At 75.5% G+C, this 17,011-nt stretch carries 10 protein-coding genes and 1 pseudogene; 3 read left to right on the forward strand and 8 right to left on the reverse strand.

Features of this window, described 5'->3' with window-relative positions:
* Positions 1–14: 14 nt before the first annotated feature.
* From OF117_RS14880 to OF117_RS14905, 6 genes are all read right to left on the reverse strand, one after another.
* The gene (locus OF117_RS14880) at positions 15–1,052 is read right to left on the reverse strand and encodes a glucosyl-3-phosphoglycerate synthase (RefSeq protein ID WP_263553623.1); all 1,038 of its coding nucleotides are present in this window, start codon (positions 1,050–1,052) and stop codon (positions 15–17) included.
* Positions 1,053–1,179: 127 nt separating this feature from the next.
* Positions 1,180–3,333, reverse strand: coding sequence for a phage holin family protein (locus OF117_RS14885; RefSeq protein WP_263553624.1), 2,154 nt, complete (start codon positions 3,331–3,333; stop codon positions 1,180–1,182).
* Positions 3,330–4,109 carry a DedA family protein gene (locus OF117_RS14890; protein ID WP_263553625.1) on the reverse strand — a complete coding sequence of 260 codons (780 nt, stop codon included), beginning with the start codon at positions 4,107–4,109 and terminating at the stop codon, positions 3,330–3,332. Before OF117_RS14890 ends, OF117_RS14885 begins: the two co-directional genes overlap by 4 nt.
* Positions 4,106–4,918, reverse strand: coding sequence for an MBL fold metallo-hydrolase (locus OF117_RS14895; RefSeq protein ID WP_263553626.1), 813 nt, complete (start codon positions 4,916–4,918; stop codon positions 4,106–4,108). Before OF117_RS14895 ends, OF117_RS14890 begins: the two co-directional genes overlap by 4 nt.
* A gap of 111 nt (positions 4,919–5,029) precedes the next feature.
* Positions 5,030–7,576, reverse strand: coding sequence for a diguanylate cyclase domain-containing protein (locus tag OF117_RS14900; protein WP_263553627.1), 2,547 nt, complete (start codon positions 7,574–7,576; stop codon positions 5,030–5,032).
* The gene (locus OF117_RS14905) at positions 7,573–9,465 is read right to left on the reverse strand and encodes a putative bifunctional diguanylate cyclase/phosphodiesterase (RefSeq protein WP_263553628.1); all 1,893 of its coding nucleotides are present in this window, start codon (positions 9,463–9,465) and stop codon (positions 7,573–7,575) included. The genes OF117_RS14900 and OF117_RS14905 overlap by 4 nt, the downstream gene beginning before the upstream one ends.
* A 223-nt stretch (positions 9,466–9,688) precedes the next feature.
* Here OF117_RS14905 and fdh point away from each other — a divergent pair.
* A pseudogene (gene fdh, locus OF117_RS14910) lies at positions 9,689–13,075 on the forward strand (formate dehydrogenase).
* Positions 13,076–13,098: 23 nt separating this feature from the next.
* Here fdh and OF117_RS14915 read toward each other — a convergent pair.
* A complete protein-coding gene (locus OF117_RS14915) occupies positions 13,099–13,518 on the reverse strand; it encodes a type II toxin-antitoxin system VapC family toxin (RefSeq protein WP_263553629.1) in 420 nt (139 codons plus the stop codon).
* On the reverse strand, positions 13,515–13,745 hold the full coding sequence (locus OF117_RS14920; protein WP_263553630.1) for a type II toxin-antitoxin system HicB family antitoxin: 231 nt from the start codon (positions 13,743–13,745) through the stop codon (positions 13,515–13,517). The genes OF117_RS14915 and OF117_RS14920 overlap by 4 nt, the downstream gene beginning before the upstream one ends.
* A 48-nt stretch (positions 13,746–13,793) precedes the next feature.
* Between OF117_RS14920 and OF117_RS14925 the strand changes: the two genes are divergently transcribed.
* Together OF117_RS14925 and nrfD are read left to right on the forward strand one after the other, a co-directional pair.
* The gene (locus tag OF117_RS14925) at positions 13,794–14,867 is read left to right on the forward strand and encodes a 4Fe-4S dicluster domain-containing protein (protein ID WP_263553631.1); all 1,074 of its coding nucleotides are present in this window, start codon (positions 13,794–13,796) and stop codon (positions 14,865–14,867) included.
* Positions 14,864–15,925: an NrfD/PsrC family molybdoenzyme membrane anchor subunit gene (nrfD, locus tag OF117_RS14930; protein ID WP_263553632.1), complete on the forward strand. Its 1,062-nt coding sequence runs from the start codon at positions 14,864–14,866 to the stop codon at positions 15,923–15,925. The genes OF117_RS14925 and nrfD overlap by 4 nt, the downstream gene beginning before the upstream one ends.
* Positions 15,926–17,011: the final 1,086 nt, after the last annotated feature.

Below are 17,011 nucleotides of genomic sequence, written 5' to 3' on the forward strand. Positions count from 1 at the left end.
CCCGATCTCCTCCGTCAGCCGGCGGTCTCGGCCCAGCGGGCCCGGTACTCGGCCACGCTCGCCAGCGGCGGCCGCTCGTCGACGTCGACGGCGACGCTGGCCGGCACGAACCCCGTGCCGTCGTGGCGGAAGCTGGTGAGCAGCGCGCCGGGCTCGACGCGTCCACCGCCGGCGCGTCCACCGCCGGCGCGTCCACCGCCGGCGCGTCCGCCGCCGGCGCGGGTGCACTCCAGCCGGCCCAGCACCGCCGCGAGCACCTGCCCGGCCATCGCGCCGAGCGCCTCGTCGGTCTGGGAGGTGTGCCGGCGCTCGCCGAGGTCGACCTGCGCCAGCGCGGGCAGCCCGGCGAGGTCGAGCAGGTCGACCAGCAGGCCGATCTCCACGCCGTACCCGGAGAAGAACGGGACCTGCTCGAGCGCCGACCGGCGCCCGGCGTACTCCCCGCCGAGCGGCTGCACGAAGCCGGCGAGCTCGGGCCACAGCGCGTTGAGCAGCGGCCGGGCGGCCAGCTCGGTGACCCGGCCGCCGCCCGCCGGCCGGCTCTGGCCGGCCAGCTCCAGCGGCCGCGTGTAGCAGCCCTTGACGTACTGCACCTGCGGGTCGGCGAGCAGCGGGCCGAGCAGCCCGGGCACGTAGTGCGCCACGTCGCCGAGCAGGTCGGCGTCGAGGAAGACGACGAGGTCGCCGGTGCTGGCCGCCAGCCCCTTCCACAGCGCTTCCCCCTTGCCCGGCCGGGTGCCGTGCGCCGGCAGCACGTCGGCGGTGGCGACGACCTCGGCCCCGGCCGCCCGGGCGACCGCGGCGGTGCCGTCGGTGGAGTCGGAGTCGACGACGAGCAGCTCGTCGACCAGCGGGGTGCGCCGCACCCAGTGCTCGGCCAGGTCGCGGACCAGCCGGCCGACCGTCGCCTCCTCGTTCCGGGCGGGCAGGACGACGGAGACGCGGTGGCCGCCGCGCCGCTTGGCACGCAGCAACCGGGCGGGATGGATCCCGGCCAGGGAGGGGGCGGACGTCGTGCGGTGCTCGAACCAGGCGCGGGCGTCGGGTCGCATCGGCCCACCATGGTCGGCCGGCGGGCCGCGCGCCACGCGGCGCGGTGCTGTTCACCTGACCGTCACGCCCCACCCACCTGCGCGGTGACCTGCGCCATCACCGCCGCGGACGACGACCTGGGCGGGGTCAGGCCTCCGAGCCGACCGGGCTCGGCGTGCGGTCGAGGGCCGCGCGGCTGTCCGGACCGGGCTCGACGCCCTCGCCGGTGGGCTCCGGGTGCCCGAGGTCGGTGAGCCAGCCGCGGAGCACCCGGTGCAGCTGCTCGGCGCCGACGATCTCGCCCGGCGGGGCGAACGACCGGGGGTGGACCAGGAAGCCCCGCTGCTGCGGCCCGCCGAGGCCGCCGTGCGAGCCGACGTGCGGCTCGAACGGGGACGCCTCGTCGGTGTCGGGGTCGTACCGGCTGTTGATGACGACGTCGGCGCAGTGCGGGAACGTGGAGCCGCGGGCGACCACCGCCGCCGCGTGCGGGCCGTAGCCGGCCAGCGGATCGGCGCCCCGCACCTCGCCGGTGGCCAGCCGGTGCACCCCGTCGCGGCCGAGCACCACCGGCCCGTGCTCGGCCGAGTGCACGAGCAGGAAGCCGACGCCGGGGTGGTCGACGAGCGCGGGCAGCAGCTCGGGCCAGTGCCGCTCGATGGTCTCCAGCGGCACCCGCCCCGGCACGTCGGGGAACGACACCATCGCGACGTGGCCGGACACCACGACCACCACACCCGGGGCGACCCGCGGCACGGCACCCGGCGCGCCGGCCGGTTCCGCAGCGTCCGCCGGCGCCGCCCCGGCGACCCGGGCCCGCAGCCGGCGGGCGACCACACCGCCCCCGGCCGCGGCCGCGGCGACCTGCCAGCCCTCGGCCGGGCGGCGGCTGCTCCGGGGCCCCGTGCGGGACCGCCGGTCGGCGGCCGAGCCACCGCAGAGCCGGCCGACCAGCTCCTCGACCGTCTCGCCGAAGCGGTCGGCGAACGTCTCCCCCTGGGTCTGCCCGTGGTCGGACAGGCACACCAGGTGGTACCGGCGCGGCGCCAGCGACGCGGCGCGGTGCAGCCGGCCGATCTGCTGGTCGATGCTGCGCAGCACGTCGAGGGCGTCGGCGCGCTCGACGCCGGAGTGGTGGGCCACCTCGTCGTAGCCCAGGAAGTCGGCGTAGACCACCGGCCGGCCGGCCAGCACGTCCTCCAGCAGGGACGACACCACCACGTCGCGGGAGATGACCGTCGTCCCGGGCCGGGCCAGCGGGTAGATGCCGCCCCGGGGCACCCTCGGCCGGACGTCGGCGCGCCGCTGCCGGGCCGCGGCCACCAGCTCGCGGCCGATGTCGACGAACGAGACGCCGATGGTGCGCACCGCGTTGACCGGGTTGGCGAAGTACGCGTAGTAGCCCGAGCCGACCGGGTCACGGCCGCGCCGGGCCCGCCGCGAGGTGCGCGGGACCACGTGCGCCAGCGAGCTCATGGTCAGGCTGACGTAGCGGGCGTCGCCGGTGAACAGGTTCCCGCGGCTGGCGCCGTCGCCGGCGAGCAGCCCCCGCCCGTCGGAGTGGCGGCGCTCGATCGCGGCGGCGTCCTCGGGGTGCGAGACCCGGACGACGCGGTCGCGCTCCTTGTCGTACCAGCGGAACCCGGGCACGTCGTGGTTGGAACCGTGCAGGATGCCGACCACGGCGGCGCCGGTCTGCGAGCTCCAGTCGGTGTGCCAGCCGGTGAGCACGTGGCTGCCGGAGCGCAGCCAGGCGGCGAGGGTGGGCAGCGAGCCGTCGCGGACGGCGCGGCGCGCGGTCTCGTGGCCGAGCCCGTCGATCTGCAGGAACAGCACGCCGGGCGGACAGGGCTCCAGCTCCGCGCCGCGGGCCGCCCGGCGCCGGGCCCGGCGGAAGAAGAGCTCGTCCTCGTCGACGGCGAGGGCGCTGCTCGCCAGCCCGGCGACCGCCGACATCGCGAGCGCGACCGCGACCGACGTGGCGAAGCTGGTGACCACGACACCGGGGATGGCGGTGAAGATGCCGAGCACGCCGGCGCCCATCAGCAGGAAACCGCCCAGGCCCAGGGTGAAGAACGCCAGGGGCAGCGCAACCCGCATGACCAGCGGCCAGATGAGGCCGGCGAGCACCCCCAGCAGCAGCGCCGCGACCGGCGGCTGCCACCAGGAGCGCATCGCGAAGCCGGCCAGCCCGCGGTCGAGGGCCACCAGCGCCGCGGTGGCGATGGTCCAGACGAGCAGGACGCGGGCCAGGCTGCGACCGGCGCGCAGCACCCGGCCGGCGGTGACGGCCGCGCTCATGCCCGCTCGCAGCCCGCCCGGCGCCCTCCCGCGCCCGCTGGGTCGTCACGGGGAGGCGCGCCGCGGACGGGACGGTCCGTCCCGCGGGCGTCCGTGCCGTCGCCGGTGCCGCGGTCGGTGCCACGGTCGGTGCCGCGGTCGGTGCCGTCGCCGATGCCGTGGTCGGTGCCGCGGCCGGTGGCGGCCCTCCGCCGCTGCCGCCGGCCGCCGGCGAGGTTGAGCAGCGCACCGACGAGCAGGACGAGCAGCGTGGCCAGCAGCGTGGCCACGAGCGGGGAGTCGAAGATGCCGCCGGTGAGCATGCCGAGCGCGGCGTAGGCGAGCGCCCACAGCGTCGCGGCGAGGCCCACCGCGGGCACCGTGCGGCGCCACGGGTAGTCGAGCGCACCGGCGGCCAGCAGCACCGGGATGCGCCCGGCGGGCAGCAGGCGGCCGGCCACGATGATCTGCCAGCCGTGCCGGCGGAACTGCTCGCGGACCTCCGCGATCCGCTCGGCGTGCTGCCCGCGGGCCACCCAGCGCACCGCCCGCGGCCCGCCGAACCGGCAGATCGCGAAGGTGATCAGGTCGCCGAGGACGGCGGCCGCGATGGCGACGGCGAGCACCAGCGGCAGGGCGAGCCGGTCGGACGTCGTGGCGAAGGCCGCCGCGGCGCCGACGACCGCCCCCGTCGGCACCACCGGCACGATCGAGCCGAGCAGCACCCCGCCGAACAGCACCGGGTAGCCGACCGACGCCGCCTCGGTCCAGCCCGCGGCTAGCACGCCGGCGCTCACGGCGTCTCCAGGGCGGGGGCCAGCGGCACCGGCTCGCCGGGATCGGCCACGACCACCCGGGTGGCCAGCCCGCGGCCGGCCACCGCGGCCGCGAACTCGTGCGGCGGATCGGCCAGCAGCCGGGCCATCCGCGCCCGCAGCGGGGAGGTGCGCAGCCGGGTGCCGGCGACGGCGAGCGTGCCCCAGTGCACCGGGACGGCGACGCGCGGCTGCACCCGGGCGACCGCCTCGGCGGCGCGCACCGGGTCGAGGTGACCTGGCCCCAGGGTGGGCCCCCAGCCCCAGACCGGCAGCAGGGCGACGTCGACGCCGCGGGTGCCCAGCACCGACATGCCGTCGAACAGGTCGGTGTCGCCGCTGACGTACACCGACGAGCCCCCGCCCTGCAGCAGGTGCCCGACGGACTCCGTGGCGGGGCCGTGGGTCAGCCGCGGCCCCCAGCGGTGCCCGCTGTGCTCGGCGGGGACGGCGGTCACCCGCAGGTCGCCGTCCAGGAGGCTCTCGCCCGGGGAGAGCTCGTCGACCCGGGTGAAGCCGCGGCTGCGGAGCCAGGCCGCGGCCCCGCGAGGCACGACGACGCGGGTGTGCGCGCCGAGCATCCGCAGCGAGGCCGGGTGCAGGTGGTCGCCGTGGAGGTGGCTGATCAGGACGAGGTCGACGCCCGCCCAGACGGCCGGGTCGGGCAGCGGGACCACCCGCCGCAGCGGGCCGATGCCGGTGGTCAGCACCGGGTCGGTGAGCACCGTGCGGCCGGCCAGCTCGACGCGCACCGTCGAGTGGCCGACGAAGTGCAGGCCCAGCCCGGTCACCTGCCCAGTATCGGCGCGGGGAGGGACAGTTCCACCGCGTGGAGCACCGTTCCGGGTGAACCCCGAGCGATCCGGGGGTGAACCCCGATCGCCCGCCGGGATCCGCGGAGCTCAGCGGGGGAGGCCCGACAGCGAGCGCTCCACGGCGCCGCGGGTGAGCTGCCGGGCGCCCGTGCGGTGCTGCACCAGCGCGACCCCCGCGGCGAGGGCGGCCGACCGGGCCGCTGCGGTGTCGATGCCACCGGCGACGACCACCAGATCGAACTCCGCCGCCGTCCGGCTGATCGCGGTGAGCACCCGCAGCCCGCGCTCGGTGTCGTCGCGGACGGCGAGCGCGGAGAGGTCGACCCGCAGCACGTCGAGCGGCATCCGGGCGAGCAGGGCGAAGAGGCTGTGCCCCATGCCGTAGTCGTCCAGGCACAACCGGACGCCGGTCCGCTGCACCGCGACCAGCTCGGGCAGGAGCGCGGCCGACGAGGTCAGCAGGACCTCCTCGGTGAGCGCGAGCACGAGCCGGCCGGGTGGGAGGCCGGCGGCGGCCAGCGCCGTCCGCACCTCCTCGGCCAGGCCCTCCGGGGACCAGTGGCCCGGCGCGAGGCCCACCACGACGCCGAGCGCGTCGTCGAGCGCGGCTACCTGCGCGCACGCGGTGCGCAGCACCCAGCGCTGCAGGTCGGGGGTGCGGCCCTGCCGCTCGGCCGCGGCCCACAGCTCCGACGCGGCGACGGGGCCCAGCACGCCGTGCTGCCACACCGGTTCGGCGGTGACCAGCACGGTCGCGCCGCCGGCGTCCTCGGCCGGGTCGTAGCGCAGCTCCAGGGTGCCGTCGGCCAGCGCCGTCGCGAGGTCGGGTCCGTTCGCCGCCGGGCCGCGCACGCCGTCTCCGGCCACCCGCACGCAGCCCTTGCCCGCCTGCTTGGCCGCCCGCAGGGCCGCGTCGGCCTCGCGGAAGGCCACCTGGCCGGCGCCGGGGCGCAGCACGGTCACGCCGACGCTGGCGCCGACGGCGAAGGTCCACTCCCCGGCGCGGTGCGGCAGCCCGAGGGCGTCGACCACCCGGCCGGCGACGTCCACCGACTCGTCGAGCGTGCCGCCGACCACCACGGCGAACTCGTCACCGCCGAGCCGGGCGACCACGTCGTCGTCCCGGACGACGGTGTGCAGCCGGCGCGCCACCTCAACCAGCAGCTGGTCGCCGGCCTCGTGGCCGGCGACGTCGTTCACCGTCTTGAAGCCGTCGAGGTCGAGCGCGAGCAGGCAGCGGCCGTCGTCGGCGACGGCGGCCAGCTCCTGGAACAGCATCGCCCGGTTGGGCAGGCCCGTCAGGTGGTCGGTGAAGGCCATCCGCTCCAGCTCCCGCTCGCGCCGGCGGCGGGTGGTCACGTCGCGCAGGTGGAGCAGGTGGCGCCCGCTGCCGGGTCGCACGGACGCGCTGGCCTCCACCTCGCGGCCGGAGCCGGCCACCCGGAAGTGGACCTCCCCGCCGGCGACCAGCGCGGCGGCCACGGCGGCCCGGTCGTCGGCGCGCACCAGGTCGGTGAGCCGGACCGCCCGGTCCTCGGGCAGCCCGAGCAGTTCCCGCGCGGTCGGCGAGGCGAACCGCACCGCGAGGTCGCCGTCCACGACCGCGATCCCGTCGGAACTGACCTCGACGAGGTCGCGGAAGTCCTCCTCGCTGCGGACGAGGTAGTCGACGAGGCGGCCCCGCTCCCGGATGCGCAGCAGCACGCGCGCACCGACCAGCGCGAGGACCAGCGCGCAACCGATCTGCGCGCCGGCCGACAGCGGCTCGCCGCGCAGGAGGGCGGTGACCAGCGCCACCGGGAGGGCCAGCAGGGCGACGACGACCAGCACCATGCCGGCCGGGTTGACCCGCGCGGTCGCGCCCGCGGCCGGGTCGGCACCGTGCCGCGGCGCGTGCCCCACGGCGAGGAGGGCGGTCTGCATCCCGAGCACGACGGTGACGCCGGAGGCCGCCACCCACGCCGGGGACGACGTCACGACGGCGAGCGACTCGGCCACCGCCGCGGTGGCCTGCCAGGCGACGGCGGTGATCATCGTGGTGGCCGACCGGCGGAGCGCCGCGGTCGAGACGGTGCAGAGCACGCCCGCACCGCCCACGACCAGCGCCGCGTAGACGCCGTAGCCGAGCACCAGGGCGCCGGGATCGTCCGCTCCCCGGGTGGGGTCGGAGATCGGCGTCCGCAGCACCTCGGTGACCGCGACCAGCGCCACGGTGACCATGGCGCCGTCGACCAGCAGCGCGGCCCAGCGCGTGCGGCGGACCCGCCGGGCCAGCACGGCGCAGGTGACCAGCGGCATGCTCGCGCCGGTCAGCAGGACGACGTCGTCGACGGCGAAGCCGTCCATGGCCGGGCCCGGGGCGAGCCCGGTCAGCAGCTGTGCGACGCAGACCAGGACGGCGCCGACGAGCAGTGGCCGCCAGGGGCGGGCGGCGGCCGCGTCCATCCGCCGCAGCCGGGCGGACAGCGACCGGGCCGTGGCGCCGGCGGCCGCGGCCAGGACGAGGTCGTCCCACTGCATGCCGGTGCCGTCGGCCGGGCTGGACGGCACGGTGAGCGCCAGGCCGAGCAGCGCGAGCAGGACCGTCCGGCCGACGTCGCGCGGGACGAGCGGCGGTCGCACCCGCGCGCTCACCGGAGGGCGCCCGCGGGCAGGCAGGCGCGCCAGGCGCCCGCGGCGAGCTGGTCGGCCTCGAACGGCCGGGAGAACACGTAGCCCTGCAGGTACCGGTGCCCCATGTCGCGCAGCAGGGCCAGCTCCGCGGGCGTGGTGACGCCCTCGACGACCACCGGCAGGCCCAGGCTGGCGCCCAGGTGCAGCACCGCGCGGCACAACGCCCGCCGCTGCGGGTCGCTCTCGACGCCGGCGAGGAAGTGCTGGTCCATCTTGAGCACGTCCACGGGCAGACCGGCCAGATAGGCCAGCGACGACCAGCCGGTGCCGAAGTCGTCGACGGCGATCCGGACGCCGAGCGTGCGCAGGGCGGCGAGGTCGTCGACGACGTGCGCGTCGTCCAGCAGCACCGACTCGGTGATCTCGACGACGAGCCGCGAGGGCGGCAGGCCGCTGCGCTCGAGGGCGGCCAGCACGTCGGGCACCAGCTCGCCGCTGCGCACGTGCCGCGCGGAGACGTTGACCGCGACGGCCGGCCCGGTCCCGGCGGGGTCGTCGTCGGGCAGTGCGGCCACGGCGGCGCACGCCTCGCGCAGCACCCAGCGGCCGAGGTCGGCGATCAGCGGGGACTCCTCGGCCAGCGGCACGAACTCCGCCGGCGGGACCTCCCCGAGCTCCGGGTGCCGCCAGCGCAGCAGGGCCTCGACCGACACCGTGCGCTGCAGCACGGCGTCGACGACCGGCTGGAACACCAGCCGCAGCTCGCCGCGGGCCAGTGCACCCGCCAGGTCGGCGCGGAGGGTGGCGCGCCGGTCCTCGGCGCTGCGGAGGGCGTCGTCGTAGCGGTGCACCGCGCCCGGACCGGCGGCGCGGGCGCTGCGCAGCGCCCGGTCGCCACGGCGCAGCGCCTCGCCGGTGTCGACGCCGGGGGACAGCGCGGTCACGCCGGCCACGGCGGTCAGCGGCACGGTGCCGGTGGCGGTGACCAGCGGGCCGACGTCGGCGACCAGGCGGGCGGCGACGACCTCGGCGTCGGCCACCGTGCCGTAGACGAGGACGACGAAGTCGCCGTCCTTGCCCCGGGCCAGCCAGTCCTCGCCGCGGAGCGAGCGGGCCAGCCGGGACGCGAGCGCCCGCAGCGCGGCGTCCGCGTCGTCCTCGGGCAGGGCGCCCAGGCCCTCGATCCCGACGAGGACGAGCGCGGTGGGGTGGCCGGCGACGCGCTGCACGGCGGCCAGCCGGCGCACCAGCGCGGCGCGGTTGGGCAGGCCGGTGACCGGGTCGGCCAGCGAGAGCTCGAGCAGGTCGCCGTCCAGGCCCGGCAGCGGCGGGCGGGCGGTGACGTCGCGGCAGTAGAGCACCAGCGTGCCGGCCTCCGGGTCGGCGCGCAGGTCCCGGACGGTGGCCTGCACCAGCAGCCACCGGCCGTCGGCGTGCCGCACCCGCACGGTGCGGACGGCGGACTCGTCCCGGGTGGCCGGCGCCGCGGCGGCGGCACGGAGGGTGGGGAGGTCGTCGGGGTGGACCGCGCACTGCACCGGCAGCCCCACCAGCGCGGCCTGGTCCCGGCCGAGCATCCGGGCCGCGCGGCGGGAGACGTAGGAGACCCGCGCCCGGTCGTCGAGGATGACCACCGGGTCGGGGCTGCCCTTGAGCACCGAGCGGAAGTGCGTCCGGGTGCGCCGCAGGTCGGCGGCCACCCGCCGCTCGCGCCAGCAGGCCAGCGCGAGCGCGAGGCCGAGCGCCCCGACGAGGGCGGGTCCGGCGGCCGTGGGCAGCCGGGCGGCCAGCGCGGCCAGGCCGCCCGCGACGACGAGCACGGCACCGGCGGGGACGGCGAGCCGCGCGCCACGCCCGGGACGGGGCGCGGCGGCGGGCGCTCCGGACCGCCGGAGCGGGGCGCTGGTCACCTCGGATGCTTCGGGACGGTGGTGCGGGTGCTGGAGCCGCCGCGACGGCGGGTCACCCGGACGGGCGGGACGCCGCCGGGTGTCCGCCGAGCCGGGGTCCGCGCCGTCCGCCGTCCGGACCTGCGGGTCGACCGGTGGCGGCTGTCCCGACGGTCACGATCCGGTCACGCGCGGCCGACCGGCCCCGGTCGCCGTGCCGGGTCCCCGGCCCGGTGGCAGAGTGCTGATCGTGAAGACCTGGCTCGACTCCTGGCCGGTGTACCGGCAGCTGACCGGCTCGGATCCGCTGGGCCGCGGCACGGCCGCGCGCAGCACGGGCACGGAGAAGGTCACCGCGCGCACGGCGACCGCCGACCGCGTCGTCCAGACGGTCTGCCCCTACTGCGCCGTCGGCTGCGGTCAGCGGGTCTACGTCAAGGACGAACGCATCGTGCAGATCGAGGGCGACCCCGACTCGCCGATCAGCCGTGGCCGGCTGTGCCCGAAGGGCAGCGCGACCAAGGGCCTGGTGACCAGCCCGAGCCGGGTGACCACGGTGAAGTACCGCCGTCCGTACGGGACGGAGTGGGAGGACCTCGACCTCGACACGGCGATGGACATGATCGCCGACCGCGTGCTCGACGCCCGCCGCAAGGGCTGGCAGGACAAGCACGACGGGCTGAAGGTCAACCGGACCATGGGGATAGCGAGCCTCGGAGGGGCGACCCTCGACAACGAGGAGAACTACCTCATGAAGAAGCTCTACAGCGCCCTGGGCGCGATCCAGATCGAGAACCAGGCGCGCATATAGCACTCCGCCACGGTCCCCGGTCTGGGGACCTCGTTCGGCCGCGGTGGGGCGACCACCTTCCAGCAGGACCTGGTGAACTCCGACTGCATCGTCATCGAGGGTTCCAACATGGCCGAGTGCCACCCGGTCGGCTTCCAGTGGGTGATGGAGGCCAAGCAGCGGGGCGCGAAGGTCATCCACGTCGACCCACGGTTCACCCGGACGTCGGCCGTGGCCGACCTGCACGTGCCGCTGCGGGCGGGCACCGACATCGCCTTCCTCGGCGGGCTGATCAACCACGTCCTGCAGAACGAGCTCGACTTCCGCGAGTACGTCGTCGCGTACACCAACGCGTCGGCGATCGTGCGGGAGGACTTCCGGGACACCGAGGACCTCGACGGGCTGTTCTCCGGCTTCGACCCGGAGACGCGGCAGTACGACGAGACGTCGTGGCAGTACGAGGGTTTCGCCGTGAACCCGGCGTCCGGGCAGCGCTCGCCGACCCTGCCGGGCGGCTCGGCGTTCCGGCAGGCCGAGGACGGCGTGGTGCAGGACAACCTGACCGAGGACGGCGACCCGACCGAGGGTGCCCCCGACGCCGGTGAGGACCAGCGGGGCAGCGGCGAGGTCGAGGCCGGCGAGACCTCGGACATCAAGGACGCCGACCAGTACGAGGGCGGCCAGGGCTCGGCCAACCTGCGGGGCCGGCCGGAGACCGACCCGACCCTGCAGCACCCGCGCTGCGTCTACCAGATCCTCAAGCGGCACTTCGCCCGCTACACCCCGGAGATGGTCGGCGAGATCTGCGGCATCGAGCCGGAGGTCTTCCTCGAGGTCGCGCGGACGGTCACCGCCAACAGCAACCGCGAGCGGACGACGTCCTGGGTCTACTCCGTCGGCTGGACCCACCACACCGTCGGCGTCCAGTACATCCGCGCCTGCTCCATCCTGCAGGCCCTGCTCGGCAACATGGGCCGGCCCGGCGGCGGCATCCTGGCGCTGCGCGGGCACGCCAGCATCCAGGGGTCGACCGACATCCCGACGCTGTTCAACTTGCTGCCGGGCTACATCCCGATGCCGCACGCCCGCGAGCACCTCGACCTGGACAGGTTCTGCGCCTCGAGCGCGGGCCGCGGCGGGTTCTGGGGCAACATGCGCGCCTACACCGTCAGCCTGCTCAAGGCCTGGTGGGGCGACGCGGCGACGGCGGAGAACGACTTCGCGTTCGGCTACCTGCCGCGGCTGACCGGCGACCACGGCACGTACAAGACCAGCGCCGACATGATCCAGGGCAAGGTGCCCGGCTACTTCCTGGTCGGGGAGAACCCGACCGTCGGGCACGCCAACGGCCGGATGCAGCGGTTCGCGCTGGCCAACCTGGAGTGGCTGGTCGTCCGCGACCTGCAGATGATCGAGTCGGCCACGTTCTGGAAGACCGCGCCGGAGATCGAGACCGGCGAGCTGGTCACCGACCGGATCGCCACCGAGGTCTTCTTCGTGCCCGCCGCGACGCACGTGGAGAAGGAGGGCACCTTCACCCAGACGCAGCGGCTGCTGCAGTGGCGGCACAAGGCCGTCGACCCGCCGGGCGACTGCCGCAGCGACCTGTGGTTCTACTACCACCTGGGCAAGCGCATCCGGGAGAAGCTGGCTGGCTCCACCGATCCGCGCGACCGGCCGATCCTCGACCTGACCTGGGACTACCCGGAGCACGGCGAGCACGCCGAGCCCGACGCCGAGGCGGTGCTGCGGGAGATCAACGGGTGGGACGGCGACGGCAGGGCGCTGTCCAGCTACCTGGAGATGAAGGACGACGGCTCGACCACCGGCGGCTGCTGGATCTACACCGGCGTCTACGCCGACGAGGTCAACCAGTCGGCGCGGCGCAAGCCCGGCCGCGAGCAGGACTGGGTGGCCAACGAGTGGGGCTGGGCGTGGCCGGCCGACCGGCGGATCCTCTACAACCGCGCCAGCGCGGACCCCTCCGGCAAGCCGTGGAGCGAGCGGAAGAAGTACGTCTACTGGGACGAGGACGCCGGCGAGTGGACCGGGCCCGACGTGCCGGACTTCGAGAGGACCAAGCGCCCGGACTACGTGCCGCCGGACGACGCCAAGGCGCAGGACGCGCTGGGCGGCGCCGACCCGTTCGTGATGCAGAGCGACGGCAAGGCGTGGTTGTACGTGCCGGCGGGCCTGGCCGACGGCCCGATGCCGACGCACTACGAGCCGGCCGAGTCACCCGTGGAGAACCTGCTGTACCAGCAGCAGGCGAACCCGGCCCGCGAGGAGATCCACGCCGCGTGGAACCGGCTCAACACGTCCGCCGACGACGCGTACCCGTTCGTCTTCGCCACCTACCGGCTCACCGAGCACCACACCGCCGGCGGGATGAGCCGCACGCTGCCCTACCTGTCGGAGCTGCAGCCGGAGTTCTTCGTCGAGGTCAGCCCTCAGCTGGCCGAGGAGCGCGGGCTGGAGAACGGCGAGTGGGCGACGCTGATCACCGCCCGGACGGCGGTCGAGGCGAAGGTGCTGGTCACCGAGCGGATGCGGCCGCTGAAGATGCGCGACGGGCGGCGGGTGCACCAGATCGGCGTCCCGTACCACTGGGGGGAGCAGGGCCTGTCGGTCGGCGACTCGGCCAACGACCTGCTGGCCGTGGTGATGGACCCGAACGTGCACATCCAGGAGTCGAAGGTGGCCAGCTGCGACATCCGGCCGGGCCGCCGTCCGCGGGGCCAGGCGCTGGTCGACTTCGTCGAGGAGCACCGCCGGAAGGCCGGGGTGAAGTCGGGGCTGGTGCCGGTCGGTGGCCGGGCCCCGGTGGAGGACGCGACGTGACGTCCGACGCCGTCCGCCACCCCTCATATCCGCGCGGCCGCGTCGGTCGGGGTGACGGCCAGGCCGCTGCCGAGCAGCGCACGGTCGGCGCTCACGAGGGGGCAGCCGAGCGCCCGGGCGGCGGCGGCCCAGCTCGCGTCGTAGAAGGTCAGGGCGTGCTGTTCCGCGAGCGCGGCGGCCTCGGCGTGCCACGAGGGTGCGGGGTGCACCAGGGGGCCGCACAGCCGGCGCAGCAGGTCCAGCTGCTGGGTGACGACCGCCGCGGGCTGCCGGAGCGCGCGCAGCAGCACGTTGCCGAACTCGTAGACCGCGAGGTCGAGGAGCAGCACGCGGGCGGTGCCGGCGCGATGGGCGGTCAGCAGGCGCCGCGCGGGCTCGACCTCGGACTCGCCCTCCTCGTGCACCCACTTGAGGGCGACCGAGGTGTCGACGAGCAGGATCACCGGTCGCGCTCGGCGCGCACCAGATCGGCTGCCTCGAACGGGCCGGTCGTCCGCATCGCGGCCCGGGCCCGCTCGAGCAGGGCGTCCAACTCGGCCGGGTCCTGCTGGTCGAGCTCCCGCCGGACGGCGACGGCGAGCAACCCACTGCGGGTGCTGCCGCGCCGGGCCGCCTCGCGGTCGAGGTCGGCGAGCAGGTCGGCCGGCAGCGAGACCATGACCTTGGGCATGCCCGGAGGATATACCTCGGTACAGCCAGCGACGTGGAAGGAGCCGGCGTGACCTCGGTCAGCTCGGCGAGCCCGGTGTTCTCCGGGCGGGATCGGCAGAACCGGCTGTTCGGGCCGCTGCCCGACGTCAGCGGCGAGGCCGGCTACGAGGCCGACCACCCGCAGCGGATCGGCTTCTTCACCGACACCTCGGTGTGCATCGGGTGCAAGGCCTGCGAGGTGGCCTGCAAGGAGTGGAACATGCTCCCGATGGACGACGCGGATGGTGTCCGCGACGCCATGGGGCTGTCGGGCATGTCCTACGACAACACCGGGATGCTGGGCGCCAACTCGTGGCGGCACGTGGCGTTCGTCGAGCAGAGTCGCCCGGTCGACCTGCCGATGCCGCAGGTCGGGCCGCCCGGTGCCGGGCGGTTCGGCGAGTCGCAGGCGCCCGGGCACGCGGACGGCGACCTGCCGGCCGACGGGACGACGCCGGCCTACACCGGGGTGCTGAACGCCGAGGCGCTGACCGAGTTCGACCCGCAGACCGGGCGGTCGGCCGACCGCGAGGTGCGCTGGCTGATGAGCTCGGACGTGTGCAAGCACTGCACGCACGCGGGTTGCCTGGACGTCTGCCCGACCGGGGCGCTGTTCCGCACCGAGTTCGGCACGGTCGTCGTCCAGGGCGACATCTGCAACGGCTGCGGGTACTGCGTGCCGGCCTGCCCGTACGGGGTGATCGACAAGCGCGAGGGCGACGGCCGGGTGTTCAAGTGCACCCTGTGCTACGACCGGACGCTGGACGGGCTGATGCCGGCGTGCGCCACCGCGTGCCCGACCCAGTCGATCCAGTTCGGCAACCTCGACGAACTGCAGGCGCGGGCCGACGCACGGCTGGCGACGCTGCGTGAGCAGGGCGTCGAGTCGGCCCGGCTCTACGGGCGAGACGAGAACGACGGCGTCGGCGGAGCGGGGGCGTTCTTCCTGCTGCTCGACGAGCCCGAGGTGTACGGGTTGCCGCCGGACCCGGTGGTGCCCACCCGGGATCTGCCGTCGCTGTGGAAGTCGGCGGGGGCTGCCGCGGCGATGATCGTCGGCGTGATCGGCACGGCGGTGCTCGGGTCGCGGGGGCGGAAGTGACGGCGTCCCCGGGAGCCGGCTGGCGGCGGGCCGACGGCCCGGCGGCGCACGACCGGGAGAAGCGGCGCCGCCGCCGGGGGAACGGCCACGGATCGGGCGGCGGCGTGGGCTTCCGCGCGGCGGCGGCCGACGGGGCGCCCGTCGTGCAGGACGTCGAGTTCTCCTCCTACTACGGGCGGCCGGTGATCAAGGCGCCGGTGTGGAAGACGCCCGACGTCCCGCTGTACCTGTTCCTGGGTGGGGCGGCGGGGACGTCGGCGATCCTGGGGGCGTTCTCGGAGCTGACCGGGCGCCCGGTGCTGGCGCGGGTGTCGCGGCTGGTGTCCGGAGGCGGGTCGGTGCTGTCGGTGGGCTGGCTGATCCACGACCTGGGTCGGCCGGAGCGGTTCCTGAACATGCTGCGGGTGCTCAAGCCGACCTCGCCGCTGTCGGTGGGGTCGTGGATCCTGGCGCCGTTCAGCGCGGCGACCGGGGCGACGGCGGCGGTGGAACTGCTCGGCTGGTTCCCGCGGCTGAAGCAGTTCGGCGGCGCGGTGGCGGCGCTGTTCGGTGCGCCGATGGCGACCTACACCGCGGTGCTGTTCGCGAACACCGCGGTGCCGTCGTGGAAGGAGCCGGGCAAGCAGCTGCCGTTCGTGTTCGCCGGGTCGGCGCTGGCCGCGGGTGGCGGCCTGACGATGGTGTTCGCGCCGGTGGAGGAGGCGGCGCCGTCGCGGGCGATGGCGGTGGCCGGGGCGGCGGTGGAGCTCGCGGTGATGCAGAAGGTGGAGCACGACCACGGGATCGTCAGCGAGCCCTACCGGGAGGACAAGGCGGGGAAGTACCTCAAGGCGGCGCGGACGTGCACCGCGGCAGGGGCTGGGCTGACCCTGCTGGCCGGCCGCCGCCGGCTGGGAGCCGTTGCGTCAGGTGCGCTGTTGGCGGCCGGATCGCTGCTGACCCGCTTCGGTGTCTACGAAGCCGGGATGGCGTCGGCCAAGGACCCGAAGTACACCGTCGTCCCCCAGCGCGAGCGGCTCGTCGAGCAGGACGGGCACGCCCGCTCCGTCGTCCGCTAGCTAGCCCAGCGCGACGTCTCGGCCGAGCGGTCGGGGTCGAAGGTGCCCCGCAGGTACTTGCCGTCCAGCCGGGCCTCGCCGCAGACCGTGGCGGTGTCGACGGCCGGCCGCCTTAACGGGGCTGACGCAGCCAGCGGCCTAGCGCGCGGTGGTTACGCGGCGCCCTTCCGCGCGAGTGCGCGCGGCAAGCTCGGCATCGCGACGACGGATCGCCGCCGCGGTGGGCGTGACGCCGGCCAGCCGCGTCCGGGCGGCGGCAATCCGAGCCAAGGCTAGACAGGCTGCTCTGCAGACCGCATAGTCGTCATCACCACAGAGCTGTGGGACAGTTACATCAAGTAGCGACGAGCGTCGCTGTTGGCTCACGGCCACAGAGCAACACGTCGTGGCCGACGCCTGTCCCTCCGCTGACCCCCCTAGTTCAAGCCCGCGGACGGCCATCCACCTGGTCGGCAGCCGTCCGCGCGACAGGAGTCCGTTGTGTATCGCGTTCTACATCGCCGATGGTTGGCATTGCTCGGCGTTGTTCTGCCCGTGGCGACCATGGTCGCGGGGTGGGCCGTCCTGTCGCCTGCGTCGGCCGCCCCGGCTCGCTCGGATGGCGTTCCCGCCGTCCACTCCGGCAGTTCGTCGATCGTCTACTCGGGAAAGTGGCCTGGTGGGCCCTCCGAGCGCTCGTCCCGCACCCGGGGTGCCACGGCATCATTCACTTTCACGATCGGCCCCGGAGGGGGCACCGTTTCTTGGCGAGGATTCAAGGCCTCAAACCATGGCATCGGCGTGGTCAGTGTGGACGGGCGGCCGGGCAGCAGGGTGGACCTTTACCGGCCGTCACGGCTGAACACCACCCTGTGGACCAGTCGCCCCCTAGTGGCAGGCGTCCATACCCTAGAGGTGGAAGTTGCGGCGGAGCGCTCCTGGCGGTCCAAGGGCCGCTGGGTATCGATAACCGGGCTCTCCGTATCCAACGGCACGCTTGCGGGTCCCAGTCGTCCGGCAGCCTCCCCCAGCCGTCCCGCGACCTCACCCGGCCAGCCGGCCCCGGCAGCCTCCCCCAGCCGTCCCGCGACCTCACCCGGCCAGCCG

The organism is Geodermatophilus sp. YIM 151500 (genome assembly GCF_025716945.1).
Taxonomy (GTDB): Bacteria; Actinomycetota; Actinomycetes; order Mycobacteriales; family Geodermatophilaceae; genus YIM-151500.

What these genes read in the sequence shown, in the direction of transcription:
- OF117_RS14880 (WP_263553623.1), bottom strand. Translation starts at nt 1,052, where the DNA reads ATGCGACCCGACGCCCGCGCCTGGTTCGAGCACCGCACGACGTCCGCC.
- OF117_RS14885 (WP_263553624.1), bottom strand. Translation starts at nt 3,333, where the DNA reads ATGAGCGCGGCCGTCACCGCCGGCCGGGTGCTGCGCGCCGGTCGCAGC.
- OF117_RS14920 (WP_263553630.1), bottom strand. Translation starts at nt 13,745, where the DNA reads ATGCCCAAGGTCATGGTCTCGCTGCCGGCCGACCTGCTCGCCGACCTC.